The sequence below is a fragment of the Streptomyces sp. NPDC050509 genome, from assembly GCF_044457965.1.
In the GTDB taxonomy this organism is placed as follows: Bacteria; Actinomycetota; Actinomycetes; order Streptomycetales; family Streptomycetaceae; genus Streptomyces.
In genome coordinates this window covers 271,057-286,743 of record NZ_JBITHL010000001.1, presented here as the reverse complement: position 1 = coordinate 286,743, position 15,687 = coordinate 271,057, and the positions used below count along the sequence as shown (strand labels likewise).

Here is a 15,687-nt window from a genome sequence, read left to right as displayed (position 1 = left end):
CGTCGGCTGCGGGCGGCGGTCAGTAGTTGGGCGTCTTGCGCAGCAACTCCGGCCGGGCGACGATCTCGGGGATGTAGACCCGCTCGTTCCACACCTCCTGGGCGACGGGCTCCAGGGCGATGGAGACGACCTCCTCGGTGCAGCCGAAGGCGTTGCGCACGGCCGTGGTGACCGCGGCGACCAGCTCCAGCTCCTTCTCCTCGGTGATCGACACCGGGAAGTGCTTGATGTTGATGTGGGGCACTCCGACCTCCTGGACCGTGGCTTGCGCCGGCTGGCTGTGACGGGGGGACGTGCTGGGACCGGCGGACAGCCGGTCGTTGAGGACGGTGGCGAGCCGGGCGACGTGCGGCTCACGCAGCAACTCGTAGTGGCCGGACCGCAGTTGGTGGACGGCGGGCGGCCGGGCGGAGTACCCGCCCTCGTGCTCGATGAAGGAGTAGTTGTCGTCGGTGGCCCTGACCAGGGTCACTGGCGCGTCGAGACGGCGCCCGCGCAGCTCGTGGAACTCGTAGGTGAGGGAGTACGTGCGGCGTACGATGCCGGTGACCGCCCGTACCAGGTCCTCGCCGAGGCCGGGGAAGCACGCGGTGACGAACGCGACGAAGCCGTCCTCGTCGGTGACGGTGTGCAGGCACTGGTCCAGTCGCGGGCCGCTGAGCGTGCCGGCGAAGACGGAGAAGAGCAGGGCGAGGAAGGCTCGGTCCGTGAAGTCCGCCCGGCCGGTCGCGCCGACGGCGTCCTCGGGGCGCAGCCGCGGCTGGCCGGGAGCCACGAGGAACAACTGCTCCACCTGCTCGCCCGCCTGTTCCAACTGGCGCGCGGCCTCGAAGGCGACCCGGGCGCCGAAGGAGTATCCGCACAGCAGGTACGGGCCGTGAGGCTGGATCTCTCGGATCGCCTCGACATCGGCGGACGCCATGGCGCGGACATCGTCGTACGGGCGCTCACCGGGGTTGATGCCGTGGGCCTGGACCCCGTGGACGGGCCGCTCCGTGCCCAGGGCCGCGGCCAGCGGACGCAGGTTCATGGGGTAGCCGCCGAGGCCGGGCCAGCAGTACAGCGGGGTGCCTCTGCCCTCGGGCTGGAGCGGCACCAGGCGGGAGGCGGGCCGGGGTGACGTGGCTTCCAGGGCCGTGGCGAGCCTCTCCACGGTGGGGGCCTCGAACAGGATCTGCAGGGGGATCGCGCCGCCGAAGTCCGCGTTCAGGCGGCTGACCAGAGCCACGGCGAGCAGGGAGTTCCCGCCCAGTTCGAAGAAGTCGTCGGTGACAGAGACCTGATCCCGCTTGAGCACCGCCTGCCAGATGTCGCGGATCCGCCGCTCCAGCGGGGTGCGGGGAGCCATGAAAGCACGCTCGCCGACGGTCAGTTGGGCTTCCTGAGCGGTTTGCAGGGCCTTCAGGTCGATCTTGCCGTTGGCGGTCTGGGGCAGCCGGTCCAGGACGACGATCCGGTTGGGCAGCATGTAGCGGGGCAGCAGCGCGGCCAGATCCTCCTTGATCAGCTCGGCGGGCCCCTGCATGTGGACCACGTCCTCCTTCATGTCCTCGCCGCGCCACTGCGCGTCGCTGACCCGCCCGCCGACGCAGAAGTACGACGGTCCGGCGGGCAGCCCGCCGTCGGCGAGGATCCGGCCCAGCCGCTTGGCCGACGGCAGGTCGTTGCCGGACTTCGAGCTGTAGCCCGAGGACATGAAGCCGAGGTGCAGGTCGTTCATCTGGAGGCGCTGGAGCCCGCGGCCCAGGTCGAGGTAGCGCCGCCAGGAGGCGGAGCCGGTGGCGACCAGGCTGATCCCGAAGTCGGAACGCTCGTAGACCCGCTGGTTGATGGCGATGACGTGCTTCTTGAGGATCACGTCGTCGCCGACACGGACGAGATCGGCGCCGGTGTACCGGTACTGACCCGGCGGCAGGCCGTCGATCCGGGTGGAGTGGGCCTGGACGTAGATGTCGAGGGTGCCGGTGTCCCCGGACGCGCCCCGCGCCTGCGGAAGGAGGTCGAAGCTGCCCAGGTAGTGGTCCTCCGGCGCGCAGTCGAGACGGTGTCTGACGGCGGGCTGGTACGCGGCCGCGGCGATGCGCAGGCCGTGGGCCGGCAGCACCTCCTCGAACAGACCGACCATGTGGCCCGCCTCGATCTCCAGGACCTCGCGGACGTTGTTGCGGTAGACCGGCTCGATGGCGCCGTGCTTGCCGAGGAAGTGGATCCGTACCCGGGAGGCCGCGGCCTCGGAGGCGGGGCCGACGAGCACCAGCCGGTGGTGGAGCGGGTGGTAGTAGTACAGGCCCGCGGGAATGTCGTGCCCGCCGCCGACCTCGACGTACAACTGCGTCGCGTACAGGGAGCCGGGTGAGGCGTAGGCGTACTTGGGCAGCAGCCTCTGGTCGCTGAGGTGACGGCCGAAGTTCCGCAGGATCGTGCCGAGTTCGTCGCGGCCGACGACGTCCGAGGTCCGGGCGGACGGCCGCGGCCGGGGACGGGGGCCGAGCAGGTGCAGGATGTCGTCCCGGGTCACCGTGGAGCCCTCGTAGAAGCGGTACGTCTTGCGGGAGAAGGCGAGGGCCCGCTGCCCGGGGGTGGCCTCGGCGCCGGGAAGGTCGATGGCCGCCCGGCCGGCCAGATCGGCGTCGTCGCGGCAGCCGGGGTGCGCCAGTTGGGCCCTGACCTGGAGCCGGCTGGCCTTGGACTGGTGGTGGGAGCCATGGTTGCCCTGGTCCATCAGGGCGGCTTCCTTGGGGTTGAGTTCGACGAAAGCGACGAGATTCTGGAAGCCCGTGGTGGCGTCGTCGCGGAGCAGGACGGCCGCGGCGCGGACCCAGTCGTGCGTCTCGACGGTCTGGCGTATCTCGTCCAGTTCGACCCGGTAGCCGCGCAGCTTGACCTGGTTGTCGGCGCGTCCGACGAACTGCACCGTGCCGTCGGCGTTGACGTGGGCGAGGTCGCCGGTCCGGTAGAGGCGGGAGCCCGGTGCGTCGGAGAAGGGGTCGGCCATGAACCGGTCGCCGGTCAGGTCCGGGCGGCCGAGGTAGCCGCGGGCCACCTGCGCTCCGCCGATGTACAGTTCGCCGATCTCCCCGGCGGAGACCGGCTCGCCGTCCGGTTTCAGGACGTGCAGGGAGGTGTCGTGCACGGGGGTGCCGATCGGCATGACGAGCGGCCCGTCCTCCAGCGCTGCGCGGTCCACCACGAAGGACGAGGCGTTGATGGTGCACTCGGTGGGGCCGTAGAGGTTGACCAGGCGGGCTTCCGGCATGGTGTCCAGGCACTGCGCGGCGAGGCTCCGGGAGAGCGCCTCACCCCCGCTGAAGATGCGGCGCAGGGTCCGGCAGCCGGGGAACTTCTCGGTGTCCAGGAGCGCCTGGAGCAGGGTGGGCACGCACTGGAGGGTGGTCACGCCGTGCCGTTGGACGGTGGAGATGATCGCCTCGGGGTCGCGGTAGATACCGGGGGATCCCATCACCACGGTGCTGCCGCAGGCGAGGGCGAGTAATTCCCACTGCGCGGCATCGAAACTCATAGGGGTCTTCTGCAGCACTGTCTCGTTTTCATCGATACCGCACTCGTCGTGCAGCCATCGCATTTGGCTCACGATGCTCCGGTGCTCGACCATCACACCTTTCGGCTTTCCGGTGCTGCCGGAGGTGTAGATGACATAGGCGAGATCGTCGGGCCGTACCTCGGGCTCCGGCCGGCCGAATGCGAGGCCGTCCTTCTCCGCCGTCCTCAACATCTCATCGATAGTGTGAACAACGACTCCGGCCGGAGCCAGCTCCTGAAGGGTCGACCGAAGGAATTCCTGTGTGAGAACGATGTCGACGCCGGCGTCCGCCAGCATGTACGCGATTCTCTCCTCCGGATATTCCGGGGACAACGGTACGTAGCATCCGCCGGCCCACAGGATTCCCCAGACGCCCGTCAGCAGGTCGAGCGACGGCTCCATGAACACGCCGACCCGGCTGTCCCGGCTCACTCCGGCCTGCCGCAGGAACGCTCCCACATGGGAGCTGTCCTCCGTCAACTGGGCGAATGTCAGGCTCTGATGCTCGTGAACGGCGGCTGTCCGGTCGGGGGTGGCCCGAGCTCGTTCGCGCAACAGGCCGGGCAGGCCGAGGGTGGCACGACGAGTGCAGGGGACGGTCTCTACGCTCATGGGGGGCTTCCTTTTTCCGCGTCTTGGGAGGGCGGTGTCCGTTTCGAAGACAAGACGCCGCGTCGAACTCGGTGTTCTTTCCTGGTGCGGTACTCGGAATTGCTCGTCGACCAGTGCGGGTGGCGACCTCTGCGGAATGCGAGCAGAACTTCTGCGGAATCGAATCAGAATCCTGTCGGAAGTCTGAACGGGCGTCGCGTAGTTCGTCAGAAAATTACCACGAAGAACCGATGCGCGCCACATCCGTGCTTTACCGCATGCTATCTCCCTAAGTCATTTCCCTGCGGATGACATGGGAAATGAAAGGCGAAATGCGGGAGATGGTTCGTTTCTGTGGAGCGTTTTTCTGCCGAGCCGGTCCGTTTTAGCCGATCTGACGGTCGCGGCCCGCGGGCACGGCGGCAGTGATCTGGAGCAGGGTCAGCAGCAGGGCGAAGGTGAGGGGCAGCCGCCAGCCGTCGGAGTGGTCGTAGAGGACACCGACGACGAGAGGACCAGGGATGGACAGGGCGTAGCCGAGGCTCTGCACGAAGCCGGAGAGCCGGGCGACGCCGGCGCCGTCGCGGCCCCGCATGCCGATCATCGTCAGGGCCAGCGGGAAGGAGCAGTTGGCGATGCCCAGGAGGACCGCCCAGAGCCAGGGTGCGAGGGCGGGGTCGAGCCACAGCCCGGCGTACCCGGCGAGGCCGCACACACCGATCGCGGCGGCGAGCCCGCTCTGGTGGCGCAGTCTGCCGGCCGCGGCCGACAACGCGAGGGACAGGGGTACCCCCAGCAGGGAGGATACGGAGAACAGCAGTCCCGCGGTGCCGGCGGACAGTCCCGCGTCCCGGAAGATCTGGGGCAGCCAGCCGATGATGATGTAGGCGGAACTCGCCTGAAGTCCGAAGTACGCGGTGAGCGCCAAGGCCGTCGGGTCGCGTGAGAGCCGGCCGCCGGCCGCGGCGGGCGGACCGACCGCGGCCGGTGGACCGACCGCGCCACCGATGTGGCCCGCGGGTGGCTGCGCCCGGCGGCGCGCCAGGGCCAGCCAGGGTGGCACGGCCATTGCCGCCAGCACCGACCAGGCCCCCAGGCCGTACCGCCAGTCGCCGCCGAACGCCTGCGCCAAGGGCACCGTCAGCGCCGCCGCGGACGAGGCGCCGGCGTTCAGCGCCATGGAGTACAGGCCGGTCATCGCGCCCACCCGGTCGGGGAAGCGCTGTTTGACCACCATCGGCAGCAGCACGTTGGCCACGGCGATGCCGGCCAGCGACAGCGCCGTCAGTACGACGAACAGCACCGGATCGAAGGCGAACGACCGCAGCGCCAGTCCTACGGCGAGCACCGCACAGGCGACCGCGATGACGCCGCTCGCACCGAAGCGCCGGGCCAGGACGGGGGCCGCCGAGCCGACCACCGCGAAGCACACCGCGGGGATGGAGGTCACGAGCCCGGTCACCGAGCCGCTCATGTCGAGGCTGTCCCGGACTTCCTCCAGAACGGGCCCGAGGCTGGTGACCCCGGGGCGCAGATTGAGGGCGGCCAGGACCAGCGCCACCACGGCCGTGCGGCGCATCCCCCGCGGCGTGCCGCGGCGCGGGCCCGCGGGGGAACGAGGGGCGCTCTCGTTGACCTCATCCGTTGTCATAGACCCCATCATAGAGTCATCCCATGACTCTATGTCCAGTGATTCTCGTAGAGTCATTGGATGACTGTAGGTCTGTCGTAGGCTGTGCGGCATGAACATGGATCCCGTCCGCCGCCAAGCACTGGGCGACCAAGTGATCACCCGGCTTCGCGAGCAGATCACGTCAGGCGCCTGGCCTGTCGGCAGCCGCATCCCCACCGAGACCGAACTCGTCGAGCAGCTCGGCGTCGCCCGCAACACCGTGCGCGAGGCCATCCGGGCCCTGGCGCACACCGGGCTGCTGGACATCCGCCACGGCTCCGGTTCCTACGTCCAGGCCACCAGCGAACTCGCCGGCATGATGCGCAACCGCTTCCAGAAGGCCAGGACGGAGGACATCGCCGACGCCCGCAGCGCCCTTGAGGTACGCGCCGCCCGTCTCGCCTGCCGACGCCGCACGGAGGAGGACCTGGAACGGCTCGACCACGCGCTCCGGCAGAGACAGGACGCGTGGGCCGCCGGTGACCGGGTCGCCTTCGTCAACGCCGACGTGGCCTTCCACCTGGCCGTTGTCACCGCGTCCCGCAACACCGTGCTGGCCGGACTCCACGCGGATCTCGGCGAGGTCATCCGTGACTCCCTCCTGGACCACTTCGGCGACGCGCTGCGTTCCGAGCAGTTCCAGGACCATGCCGCCCTCGTCGACGCCATCCGTGACGGCGACGCCGACCGCGCGGCTCGCGAAGCCGGCTCCTACATGGACTGAGGAAAGCTCGTTCCGCTCGATCTGCCCGGCCGATGCGCGGGTCGCTCCGGAAGCCGTCCCGGGAGCGACCCGCACATCGGTACGCGTCCTGGCCGGAGCGCGACCAGGCGATGCCGCCGGACTCCGAGGCGCCGCACGTGTGCCCCCGCCACCTCAACTCCGGTGAGCTGGAACCGAGTCCGGCGAGTGCCCCGGTTCAGGTCTTCTGGCAGGCCGGTTTCTCGTCCTCGGCGCCGGCCATGACAAGGCCGACGCTGACGGCCTGTCCGGGGCTCCTCGGAACTGCCGCGTTCCACTGGAACGGGAGGGGCAAGCAGCCATCTGCGTGCGGCCCCGCCACGCCCGGAACTTGAAGCACGCAAGGCAGCGGAGACCGACACCCGACATTCCAGGTACCGCCTGGCCACCACCCGTGCCCGTACGGAACAGGAAGCCGCGGCCATCTGCCCCCACAGCATCACCGAGGCGACGAGGCGCGTCGGCGAGGACGGCCGTTATTCCAGCCACGCCCCGTCGCGCATGATGACTCTCCCGCGTAGTTCCGGCTCGCCGCGCCAAGCGCGCACAGTCCCCGGGACGACGCGTACATACAGGAAGGGACCCTCTTCCACGCGTGGGTCCCACCCGAACTTGTCGGCGAACGCCTCCGCCGCGCCTCCGGGCACCTCCTGGTCCGGGAAGCACTCCGCCTCACCCTGGAGGAGCACCACGTCGAAGGTGTCCGGTAGCGAAAGGCGCACGCGCGGCTCTTTGCGGACGTTCCGCGCCGTCACGGAAGTGGCGCCGGTGCACATCCACACCGCTTGCCCATCCCACAGGAACCACAGCGGCACCTGGTGCGGCCCGTGATCAGGGTGAGCCGTCGACACCCATACATCCCGCTCGGTGACGAGCCGCTCCAGAGCGTCGCGCCTACGCTCCGCCGTCCGGCGACGAACGATTCCCGTGGTCTCCATGAGGACCGACCCTAGCCACACAGGCGCGCAGCGCGCCTGAGGCGCAGGACCTACTCCCAGCGACCGATGAACCCCCTCAGCTTGTGGCTGCGTCGCCAGGCGGACCCACTGAGCCGGTGGGCCGGACCGTGAACGGGTCGGACAACAACACTGACGAACAGGCGCTGGATCCCGTTGCAGGTCAGCGGGGTCAGGTCGCACGGCGTGGGGCTGTGTGCGTGTTCGTCGGCGCGGACGACGGCGAGGAGGCATGGACCAGATGGAGAGCGGCGCGTTGGCATGGGCGCCCATCGGATGGCGGCGAGGTTGTTGAGCGGGTGGCCAAGCTCTGCCGGCCCCTGAATGTGAGCCAGGCGGCCCTGGCCAGGGAGTTCGTGGACTTCGGCGTGAGCGACGTGCTGCCGCACGCTGTCGAACGACCCATCGGTCCTGACTGGGCTCATCCCATCCGTTGGCATGGATTGTCAGTGCGGTCCCACGGCGACGCGGCTCGCGAGGGCCTGTTCGCGACGGCGCAACCTGCTCACCAGGCGATCTGCCAGCAACTCACGTCACGAACGTCCTGACCCGCAACACCTGGAGGACTTGTCCGGCCGATCAGGTGACCACCGGTTCCGGCACGGCGGCGCTGCGCCGGCGCGGAGGCGGCCCCTTCGGCTGACTGCGCGTCGATGATGCCCGCGGTCGGCTCCGGGCCCCGGCTGTCCGCTGCGCGGACCCTGCCGGCTCGGGACTGCCGGACGGATCGTCAGCGGCCTTCGTGGTCATCGTGGATGTGGTGGTGGGCCCACGGGTGCCGTACGCGGATCCACACGTCCCTGGCCCGTCGGCCGGCCTCGGTCCGGCTGCGGGCCACCAGTTCCTGGGCCTGTTCCTCGTTCTCGACCATCGGGCCGGAGCCCTTCAGCGGCTTGCCCGCCGTCTCGTGCAGGAAGAAGGTGGCGATCAGTCCGACCACACCGGCTGCCATCAGGTAGTAGGCCGGGACCATCGTGCTGCCCGTTGCCTCGACCAGGCTGGAGACGATCAGCGGAGTGGTGCCGCCGAAGAGGGAGACGGAGATGTTGAAGGAGATGGACAGGGCCCCGTAGCGCAGCCGGGTGGGAAAGAGCGCGGGCAGGGTCGAGGCGGACGTTCCGGCGAAACACACCAGCAGCAGACCGAGGATGAGACAGCCGAGGGCGGGCAGCAGGATGCCGCCGGCCCTGATGAGCAGGATCGCGGGCGCGGCGAGCGCGATCAGTGCGATGCTGCCCGCCATGAACACGGGCCGACGGCCCCAGCGGTCGGAGGTCCGGCCCACGGTGGTGATGGTGAGCACCACCACGATCATGGTGCCCAGGATCAGCAACTGGGCGGTGAGGGCGTCCTCGCCGAGGGTCTCGGTCATGAACGTGGGCAGGTAGGAGGTCACCATGTAGTTGGTGACGTTGTAGAGCAGCACCAGTCCCATGCAGATCAGGACGGCTTCCCAGTGCCGGGTGAAGATCTCCTTGAGCCGTCCCTTGCCGGACTGCCGGGCCTCCTCGGTGGGGTCCTCGGCGCCGGGTTGCCGTCTCGCCTGTTCGGCCTGCTCGGCTGCCTGCTGGAAGGCGGGGGTCTCCTCCAGCCGTAGCCGCATGTAGAGGCCGATGAGACCGAGCGGCCCGGCGACCAGGAACGGCAGCCGCCAGCCCCACTGCACCATGCCGTCGTCCCCGAGGAGGGCCGTCAGGAGGGTGACGATGCCGGAGCCGAGCGAGTAGCCGACGAAGGTGCCGAAGTCGAGCCAACTGCCCAGGAACCCGCGCCGTTTGTCGGGGGCGTACTCGGCGATGTACGTGGTGGCGCCCGCGTACTCGCCGCCGGTGGAGAAGCCCTGGACCAGACGGCAGACGAGCAGCAGGAGGGGCGCGGCCAGGCCGACGGTGGCGTATCCGGGGAGCAGTCCTACGGCGAAGGTGCTGATCGCCATCATGATCATGGTGGCCGCGAGCACCCGCTTACGGCCGATGCGGTCGCCGAGCGGGCCGAACACCAGCCCGCCCAGCGGGCGCACGAGGAAGGCCGCGGCGAAGGTGGCGAAGGTGGAGACCACCTGGGTGGCGGGCGAGCTCGACGGGAAGAAGACCTTGCCGAGGGTGCCCGCCAAATAGGCGTACACACCGAAGTCGAACCACTCCATGGTGTTGCCGAGGGCCGCCGCGGACACCGCCCTGCGCACCTCGGGAGGGTCGGTGACCGTCACATCTTCGGCACTGAGCGGCTTTTTGCCCCGGCGCAGCAGGGTACGGAGCAGCCGGTCGGTGGCGGCGCTACCGGCCCCGCCCGTCCGCCCGCCCCGCCGGGGCCGCGGCGTCTTGCCGTGTCCAGTCCTCATTCCATCCCGTCCGCAGGGGCACAGTGGTGGTGACGCATTATTCCCCCGCCGGTCCCTGCCTGCGGAAACGACGCCGGCAACCGCGTGTCCCGTATCCCACGCGGTTTTACTCCCTCGGGGAGCAACGGGGCTGACGGATGGTCCGGGCAGGGTGCGGGGGTGCCTCCAGGTCTTTCTTCAGGCGAGGTGTGGGGTTTCTGAGTTCATGGAGGATGCCGTCGCGGAGCATGGCGAAGAGCGTGCCGATGCGGTGGCGGGCGAGGCGGAGGAAGGCCTCTGCGTGGGTCTTTCCACGGGCCCGGCATCGGTCGTACCGATTCCCGGCAGCGAGGTCAGGATCGGGGAAAGAGCGGGTGCCACCAGCGACCGTCCGATCCGAGCCTCCAGGGCCCGGCTCCACCGACACGCTCGGCCTGCTGCCGACCGGGCTGGTCACCGTGGCCGGTGTCCAGGACTCCGTGGTCGGCACCCATCGCCGCCTGGCTCGCGACTACGAAAACCTCCATCGACTGGGACGGCACGGGCGTGCTCACCCCGGTCCCGCTCGCCCTGCGCGCGATGATCTTCTTCGTCAAGGGCGACATCGCCGCGGCCGAGAAGGAGGCGGCCGCGGGACTCGCGGCATCGAAGCGGGCGGAGATGCCGCTCTACGACCCCCCGCTCCGCGCGGTTCTGGTCTTCTGCGCGCTACAGCGTGGTGACCTGGCCGCCGCCGCCCACGCGTTGTGGCGGCTGCTCACCGGGCTGGTGGCCTCGGCTGAATCGGGCCCGCACGCGGCGATCGACGAGATCCGCGAGCTGGCACAGGACTCTTCCCTGCGCAGGAAGTTGGTGCTTGAGGCTCCGGTGGGTGTCGGCCCAGTTCTCGTATAGCTGCCGCCAAGTGGCGAGTAACACTGAGTAACTACACGGGGCTGCGGTCGCGTTGCCGAAGAGCGGCGAAGTCGTCGTGCGCCGCCTCGACGGCCTCGGGGTACGCCTGGGCCTTCTTGTGCTCGGCGATCGCCCGGTAGATGCTGGCGACGCTGGGGCTCTGCCCCTTGCGCTTGCCGGTGGGGATGATCAGGTCGGGCTGGATCTGCTCGACGGACTCGCCGAGCGCCTTGCGCCGAAGCACGGTGTGCAGCATGTCGTCGGTGATGACCGGGGGCCGGCCGCCGTACTTGCCCTTGCGGGCCGCGGTGTCGAGCCCTTCCAGCGTCGACTCGCGGATAGTCTCCCGCTCCGTCTCCGCCATCGCGGCGAAGAAGCCGAACAGGAGCTTGCCCGGCCCGGTGGGATCGTAGATGCCGGGCAGCGGTCCGGCGAGCATCTCCAGCACCAGGCCGTGCTCGGTCAGATGGTCGGCGAGGGCGGTGAGCTCTGCGGCATCGCGCCCGAGCCTCTTCATCTCGTACACCGTGAACAGGACCCGGCAGTGCGGCGCATGCGCCTTGATCTCCCGCGCAGTCTCCAGCGCCTCCTCGAAGGCGGGGCGGACCTTGATACGGGTGCTGATCTTCTCGCTGAAAATCTTCTCTCGCTCGATGCCGTGCTTGGCGAGCGCGTCCAGCTGCGATTCGAGCTCCTGCCCGAGCGTCGAGCAGCGGGCGTAGCCGATGCGGATGTCCGCGCTCGGCAGGTCCGGGTCGACCGCAGCGGCCACCGGGGCGCCGGGCCGCCACGGCTGGCCGGGTCCGCGGTCGGCCGGCGTCTGTACCCGCAGCTCCTTCGCGAGCTTCGGCACCTTGGTGAAGCGGCCGGTGTGGTAGGCGCTGGCGACTGCGCCGGAGCGTGAGCGGCACGGCGATCCGGGAGCCGCCTTGCACTTCGGGCACGGATGGCGTTCGACGAGATCGGCTTCTGACGCGGTGGGTGGGGAAGGTTCTTGAGGGTCCGTCATGACCCGGATTTTCGCACAACGCAAGTCGCAGAACCCCTCTCCTGCCACTTTTGAGTGAGAACGGCTTTTGCGACTCGATCGGCTTCTCGGCGGTCTCCGTCTGGTTCTGTTTGATCTTGCTCGGGCAAAGGACCGTTTGTGAGAGGGCGGAGTGCCGAGCCATGCGCGCGCCGCTGTCCGGCTCGCACGGAGTGGCCCGGCCAACTGTCTCTTCAGTCCAGGTCGGACCGCGAGCGTCATCGTGGTGGGGTCTCCGCCGGCCACCCACCGCAGGCGGGCGACTGTCGCATCCAGGCAGACAACGCGCGGGACGCCGCGGCCGGCACCGGCCCATCGCCGTCGTGTGCGATGGGCCGGCCGGATTCGGGTCCGTCAGACTCCGAAGGGTGCCGGGTAGTGGATGGTGCCCTTCGGGGCGGGAGCGGTGGCATCTAGGGCGAGGACCATCATGGCCTCGTCGGGCACCTCGAAGGTGGGGCGGATGCCGTGGCGTGAGGCCGGGGTGAACCCGAAGCGCGGGTAGTAGCCGGGGTGTCCCAAGCAGGTGACGAGATTCTCGCCCTGGGCGCGGGCGGCGTCGAGGGCCGCGCGGACTGCGGCGGATCCCGCTCCCGTCTTCTGGTAGGCGGGAAGTACCGCGCACGGGCCCAGCACGAGGGCGGGGCTGTCGTCGATGTGGCAGCGGGTCAGCAACGCGAAGCCTGCGATGGTGCCGTCCGGGGTCTGTGCGACCAGGGAGAGGCCGTCAATCCAGGCCGGGTCGGTGCGCAGGGCCTCGACCAGGTCGGCTTCCAGCGGGGTCGGGAACGCGGCGAGGTTGACCGCGCGGATCGCGGCGATGTCGGCGGCGGTCTCGGGGCGGGTGGTCCAGGTGAGGGGGTTGTTCATGAGGAGAGGCTGGTCCGTTTCGCAGAGGCACAGAGGGGTGGAGGTCTGAGTGGCACGGTCGTACGCCGTCACTGCTGACGCTCGCGGAAGCGATAGGTCGCGCGCAGATGGCGGGTGATGGACTTCTGCTGGTCGGTGCGGCCGGCCCGCATGCGGGCGTCGCTGCGGGAGGCCGCCCAGGCGCTCTCGCGCAGCAGCTTGCGGTAGCTGTCCAGGCGGCGTTCGCTCAGCTGACCGGTGTGGATCGCCCGCTGGACCGCGCAGTCGGGCTCGGTGCCGTGGCCGCAGTCCCGGAAAGCGCACTCCTGAGCGAGCTGCTCGATCTCGGCGAAGACCTGCTCCAGACCGTCGGCGGCGTCCTGCAGGCCGATCCCGCGCAGCCCCGGGGTGTCGATGAGGACGCCCCCGCCGGGCAGCAGGAGGAGTTCGCGGTGAACGGTGGTGTGCCGGCCCTTGCCGTCCTGGGCCCGCACCGCGCCGGTCGCCAGGACTTCGTCGCCGAGTAGCGCGTTGGCCAGCGTGGACTTGCCCGCGCCCGAGGGGCCGAGCAGCACCGTGGTGCCGTACGCCACCGCGGTCAGGACGTCCAGGCCCACACCGGTGGCGGCGCTGGTGACCACGGTGTCGACGCCCGGCGCCAGAGCGGTGACCTCGGCCTGCACGGCGTCGGCGCCGGACGGGTCCGCAAGGTCCTGCTTGGTGAGGGCGAGCACTGGCCGGGCGCCGCTGTCCCACGCCAACGCGAGCAGCCGCTCGATCCGGCCCGGATTGAGCGGGTCCGCGAGCGAGACGGCGACGACCGCGGTGTCGATGTTGGCAGCGAGTGCCTGCCCGCGCGAGGAGCGGTCGGCACCGGAGCGCACGATGGCGCTACGGCGCGGCAGCAGGGCCACCAGCTGCGGATCGGAGCCGGTGCGCAGGGCGGCCCAGTCGCCAGTGCACGGGGAAAGGACGGGATCCGGCGAGGAGACCGCCGAGGAGCCTGCCCGTACCGGGCCGGACTCGGTGGCGACGTCGCACTGACCACGGTCCACACGCACGATCCGGGCCGGCACCAGACCGGCGGCGCGATGCGCGGCGAAGGCGCGGTCGAACGCCTCGTCCCACCCGAATGCGGCCAGCGTTGAACCGGCCGACCCGGACGACGAGCTAGAGGTGGAAGAGGTGGAGAAGAAGGATGACAACTTGAGAGACCTTTGGATGAGGGCCCCGTCAGGACGTCACACGGCCACCGCGCGAGCGAGCACGCTCACAGCAGGATGGAGGGAAACGGATTCAGACCGGGACCCGGGACGTGAGGATGGTCCGGGCGCTGCCGACAGCAGCGGTCTCTACCGCGATCATTAACCTCACCTCCCTCGAATAGTCACAAGCCGAAAAGTCCTTCGGAAGCGTATCACCTGATTTGACTGTCGAGCCTCGGGTGACGACTCACCCGGTCACGACAAGAGTCGCTCCGGGGCTATGACACAGCTTCTCGTGCCGGAACTGCCGCTGCCTCGACCTGCGGAGCGCGCGGGCCGGGCACCGTGGCCCCGGTGGCCGCAAGGTCCAGGTCGAGACGGCTGTTCATATCCAGTTCGAATCTTCCATACGGGTTCACATGGGTCCAGAACAGCGGAGACAGCCCCCGCCGGTCCGCCTCGGTGAGCGTGTCCGCCCACTTCGGATCGGCCAGAACCTGCTGAACGAGCAAGGTATTGACATGCACGAGACTGCTCTGCAAAAGGTGCAGGGCGAGCATCGAGACCTCCTGGCTCTCCTTGTCCGCACCCGTCAGGTCACCGTCCTTGCCGTAGAACAGGTCGGAGTTCGCCGAGTTCCAGTTCTCCACCACCTGCAAGCCCTCGCCGATCTCCTTGCGCATCTCCGCATCCGACAGGTAGTTGCAGATGAACGCCGTACGCACCACGCGCCCCAGCTCCTCGATCGCCTGGTAGGTCGGGTGCTTGGGGCCGCCCTTGGTGAAGCGGCGCAGGACCTGCTCAGCCTCGGCGGTGCCCAGCCGCAGGGCGGTGGTGTACTTCACGATCTGGTCGTACTGCTGGGCTATCAGGTCCCAGTCGATCGTGCGGGTGGAGAGCACCGGGGCCAGGTGCGGCCAGTTCTTGTCCTCGCCCGCCGCCGGCCGGTACAACCGGGCCCGCCCGATGTTCTTCAGCCTCGGCATCAGCTTGAAGTCGAGCATGTGCGCGAAGGCGAACCCGACGATGGAGGCCCCGTGGGTGTCGGTGTACTGCCGGTCGACCTCCATGTCGGTGCAGTGCCGCAGCACGCCCTCGATCATCGAGGCGACCTCGGAGGCCGAACAGGACTTCAGCTGGCTGTAGATGCACACCGATTTTCGTTCCACGTGCCAATAGATCATGACCCCCGGGCCCCGGTACCGCTGGTGCCACTCCGTCATGAAGTTGGACGACCACGCGCCGAACTTGCGGCTGTCGGAGGCGCACGCCGTCCCGGTGCCCCACCACATCTCGTCGCGGGCCGCGAAGGTGGCGTTGACCAGCTTCACCAGGGCCGCGCGCATGTTGGCCCGGTTCACGAACAGGTGCCGCACCCGCCGCAAGGTCGCTTCGCTCTCGCCGTGCTTGCCCGTCACCGCGACACGCTTGATCCCCATGTTCGTGCCCAGTCCGAAAAGGACCAACAGCAGCCTTCTCCGGAGCACCTCCCGGGACAGGTTCTCGCGGGTGGCCACCGTGGTGAACTCGGCGATGAAGTCGGTGTCGAACTCCGCGTACTTCAGGATGTCCAGCAGATCGATGGTGCCCCAGCGCCGTTCGATCTCCGCCTTCACCGCGACCAGGCTCGAAGGCTCCTCCTGCTTGGGCCGCGGCGAGACCTTGATCCATCCCTCGCCGTTCTTCTTGACGATCGCCACCCCGCCCGTGATGTCGTTGGCCAGCGCGGCCTCGAACCGGTCCAGGGCCTCGCGGTGTGTCCTCTGCAACTCCGCGATGAACTTCGCCGGGTCCTGGGGCTTTTGGATCGCGTCGTAGTGCACGTCCCGGTTGTCCTCGAAATCCTGCGGCAGGTCGTCCTCCGGGTTACGCCACCGGTTCGCCCCCACC

10 protein-coding genes and 1 pseudogene are annotated in these 15,687 nt (G+C 69.3%); 2 read left to right on the top strand and 9 right to left on the bottom strand.

What is annotated here, in order from left to right; all coding sequences use genetic code 11:
- Positions 1-19: 19 nt before the first annotated feature.
- Both ACIBJC_RS00985 and ACIBJC_RS00980 read right to left on the bottom strand, forming a co-directional pair.
- On the bottom strand, positions 20-4,153 hold the full coding sequence (locus ACIBJC_RS00985; protein ID WP_399285948.1) for an amino acid adenylation domain-containing protein: 4,134 nt from the start codon (positions 4,151-4,153) through the stop codon (positions 20-22).
- A 364-nt stretch (positions 4,154-4,517) separates the two neighbouring features.
- On the bottom strand, positions 4,518-5,783 hold the full coding sequence (locus ACIBJC_RS00980) for a CynX/NimT family MFS transporter (protein ID WP_399285946.1): 1,266 nt from the start codon (positions 5,781-5,783) through the stop codon (positions 4,518-4,520).
- A gap of 91 nt (positions 5,784-5,874) precedes the next feature.
- On the opposite strand from ACIBJC_RS00980, the gene ACIBJC_RS00975 reads away from it, so the two are divergent.
- Entirely contained in the window at positions 5,875-6,528 is a 654-nt protein-coding gene (locus tag ACIBJC_RS00975) for a FadR/GntR family transcriptional regulator (RefSeq protein ID WP_399285944.1), read from the top strand.
- A gap of 494 nt (positions 6,529-7,022) precedes the next feature.
- Here the strand turns inward: ACIBJC_RS00975 and ACIBJC_RS00970 are convergent, their stop codons facing one another.
- The 3 genes and pseudogenes from ACIBJC_RS00970 to ACIBJC_RS00960 all read right to left on the bottom strand — a co-directional run.
- On the bottom strand, positions 7,023-7,484 hold the full coding sequence (locus ACIBJC_RS00970; protein WP_399285942.1) for a pyridoxamine 5'-phosphate oxidase family protein: 462 nt from the start codon (positions 7,482-7,484) through the stop codon (positions 7,023-7,025).
- Between the two features lie 748 nt (positions 7,485-8,232).
- Positions 8,233-9,762 (bottom strand): glycine betaine/L-proline transporter ProP, encoded by a 1,530-nt coding sequence (gene proP / locus ACIBJC_RS00965; protein WP_399288028.1) that lies wholly within the window; start codon positions 9,760-9,762, stop codon positions 8,233-8,235.
- Positions 9,763-10,033: 271 nt separating this feature from the next.
- Positions 10,034-10,177 (bottom strand): annotated as a pseudogene (locus ACIBJC_RS00960) (IS110 family transposase); the annotation flags it as partial.
- A gap of 110 nt (positions 10,178-10,287) precedes the next feature.
- Here ACIBJC_RS00960 and ACIBJC_RS00955 point away from each other — a divergent pair.
- Positions 10,288-10,716: a hypothetical protein gene (locus tag ACIBJC_RS00955; RefSeq protein ID WP_399285940.1), complete on the top strand. Its 429-nt coding sequence runs from the start codon at positions 10,288-10,290 to the stop codon at positions 10,714-10,716.
- A gap of 31 nt (positions 10,717-10,747) precedes the next feature.
- On the opposite strand, the gene ACIBJC_RS00950 is transcribed toward ACIBJC_RS00955, so the two are convergent.
- From ACIBJC_RS00950 to ACIBJC_RS00935, 4 genes are all read right to left on the bottom strand, one after another.
- On the bottom strand, positions 10,748-11,725 hold the full coding sequence (locus ACIBJC_RS00950; protein WP_399285938.1) for a recombinase family protein: 978 nt from the start codon (positions 11,723-11,725) through the stop codon (positions 10,748-10,750).
- A 372-nt stretch (positions 11,726-12,097) separates the two neighbouring features.
- Complete coding sequence (locus tag ACIBJC_RS00945) at positions 12,098-12,613, bottom strand: GNAT family N-acetyltransferase (RefSeq protein WP_399285936.1); 516 nt, start codon at positions 12,611-12,613, stop codon at positions 12,098-12,100.
- Between the two features lie 68 nt (positions 12,614-12,681).
- Positions 12,682-13,797, bottom strand: coding sequence for a ribosome small subunit-dependent GTPase A (rsgA, locus tag ACIBJC_RS00940; protein WP_399285934.1), 1,116 nt, complete (start codon positions 13,795-13,797; stop codon positions 12,682-12,684).
- A 278-nt stretch (positions 13,798-14,075) separates the two neighbouring features.
- Complete coding sequence (locus tag ACIBJC_RS00935; RefSeq protein ID WP_399285932.1) at positions 14,076-15,686, bottom strand: transposase; 1,611 nt, start codon at positions 15,684-15,686, stop codon at positions 14,076-14,078.
- Between the last annotated feature and the right edge of the window lies 1 nt (position 15,687).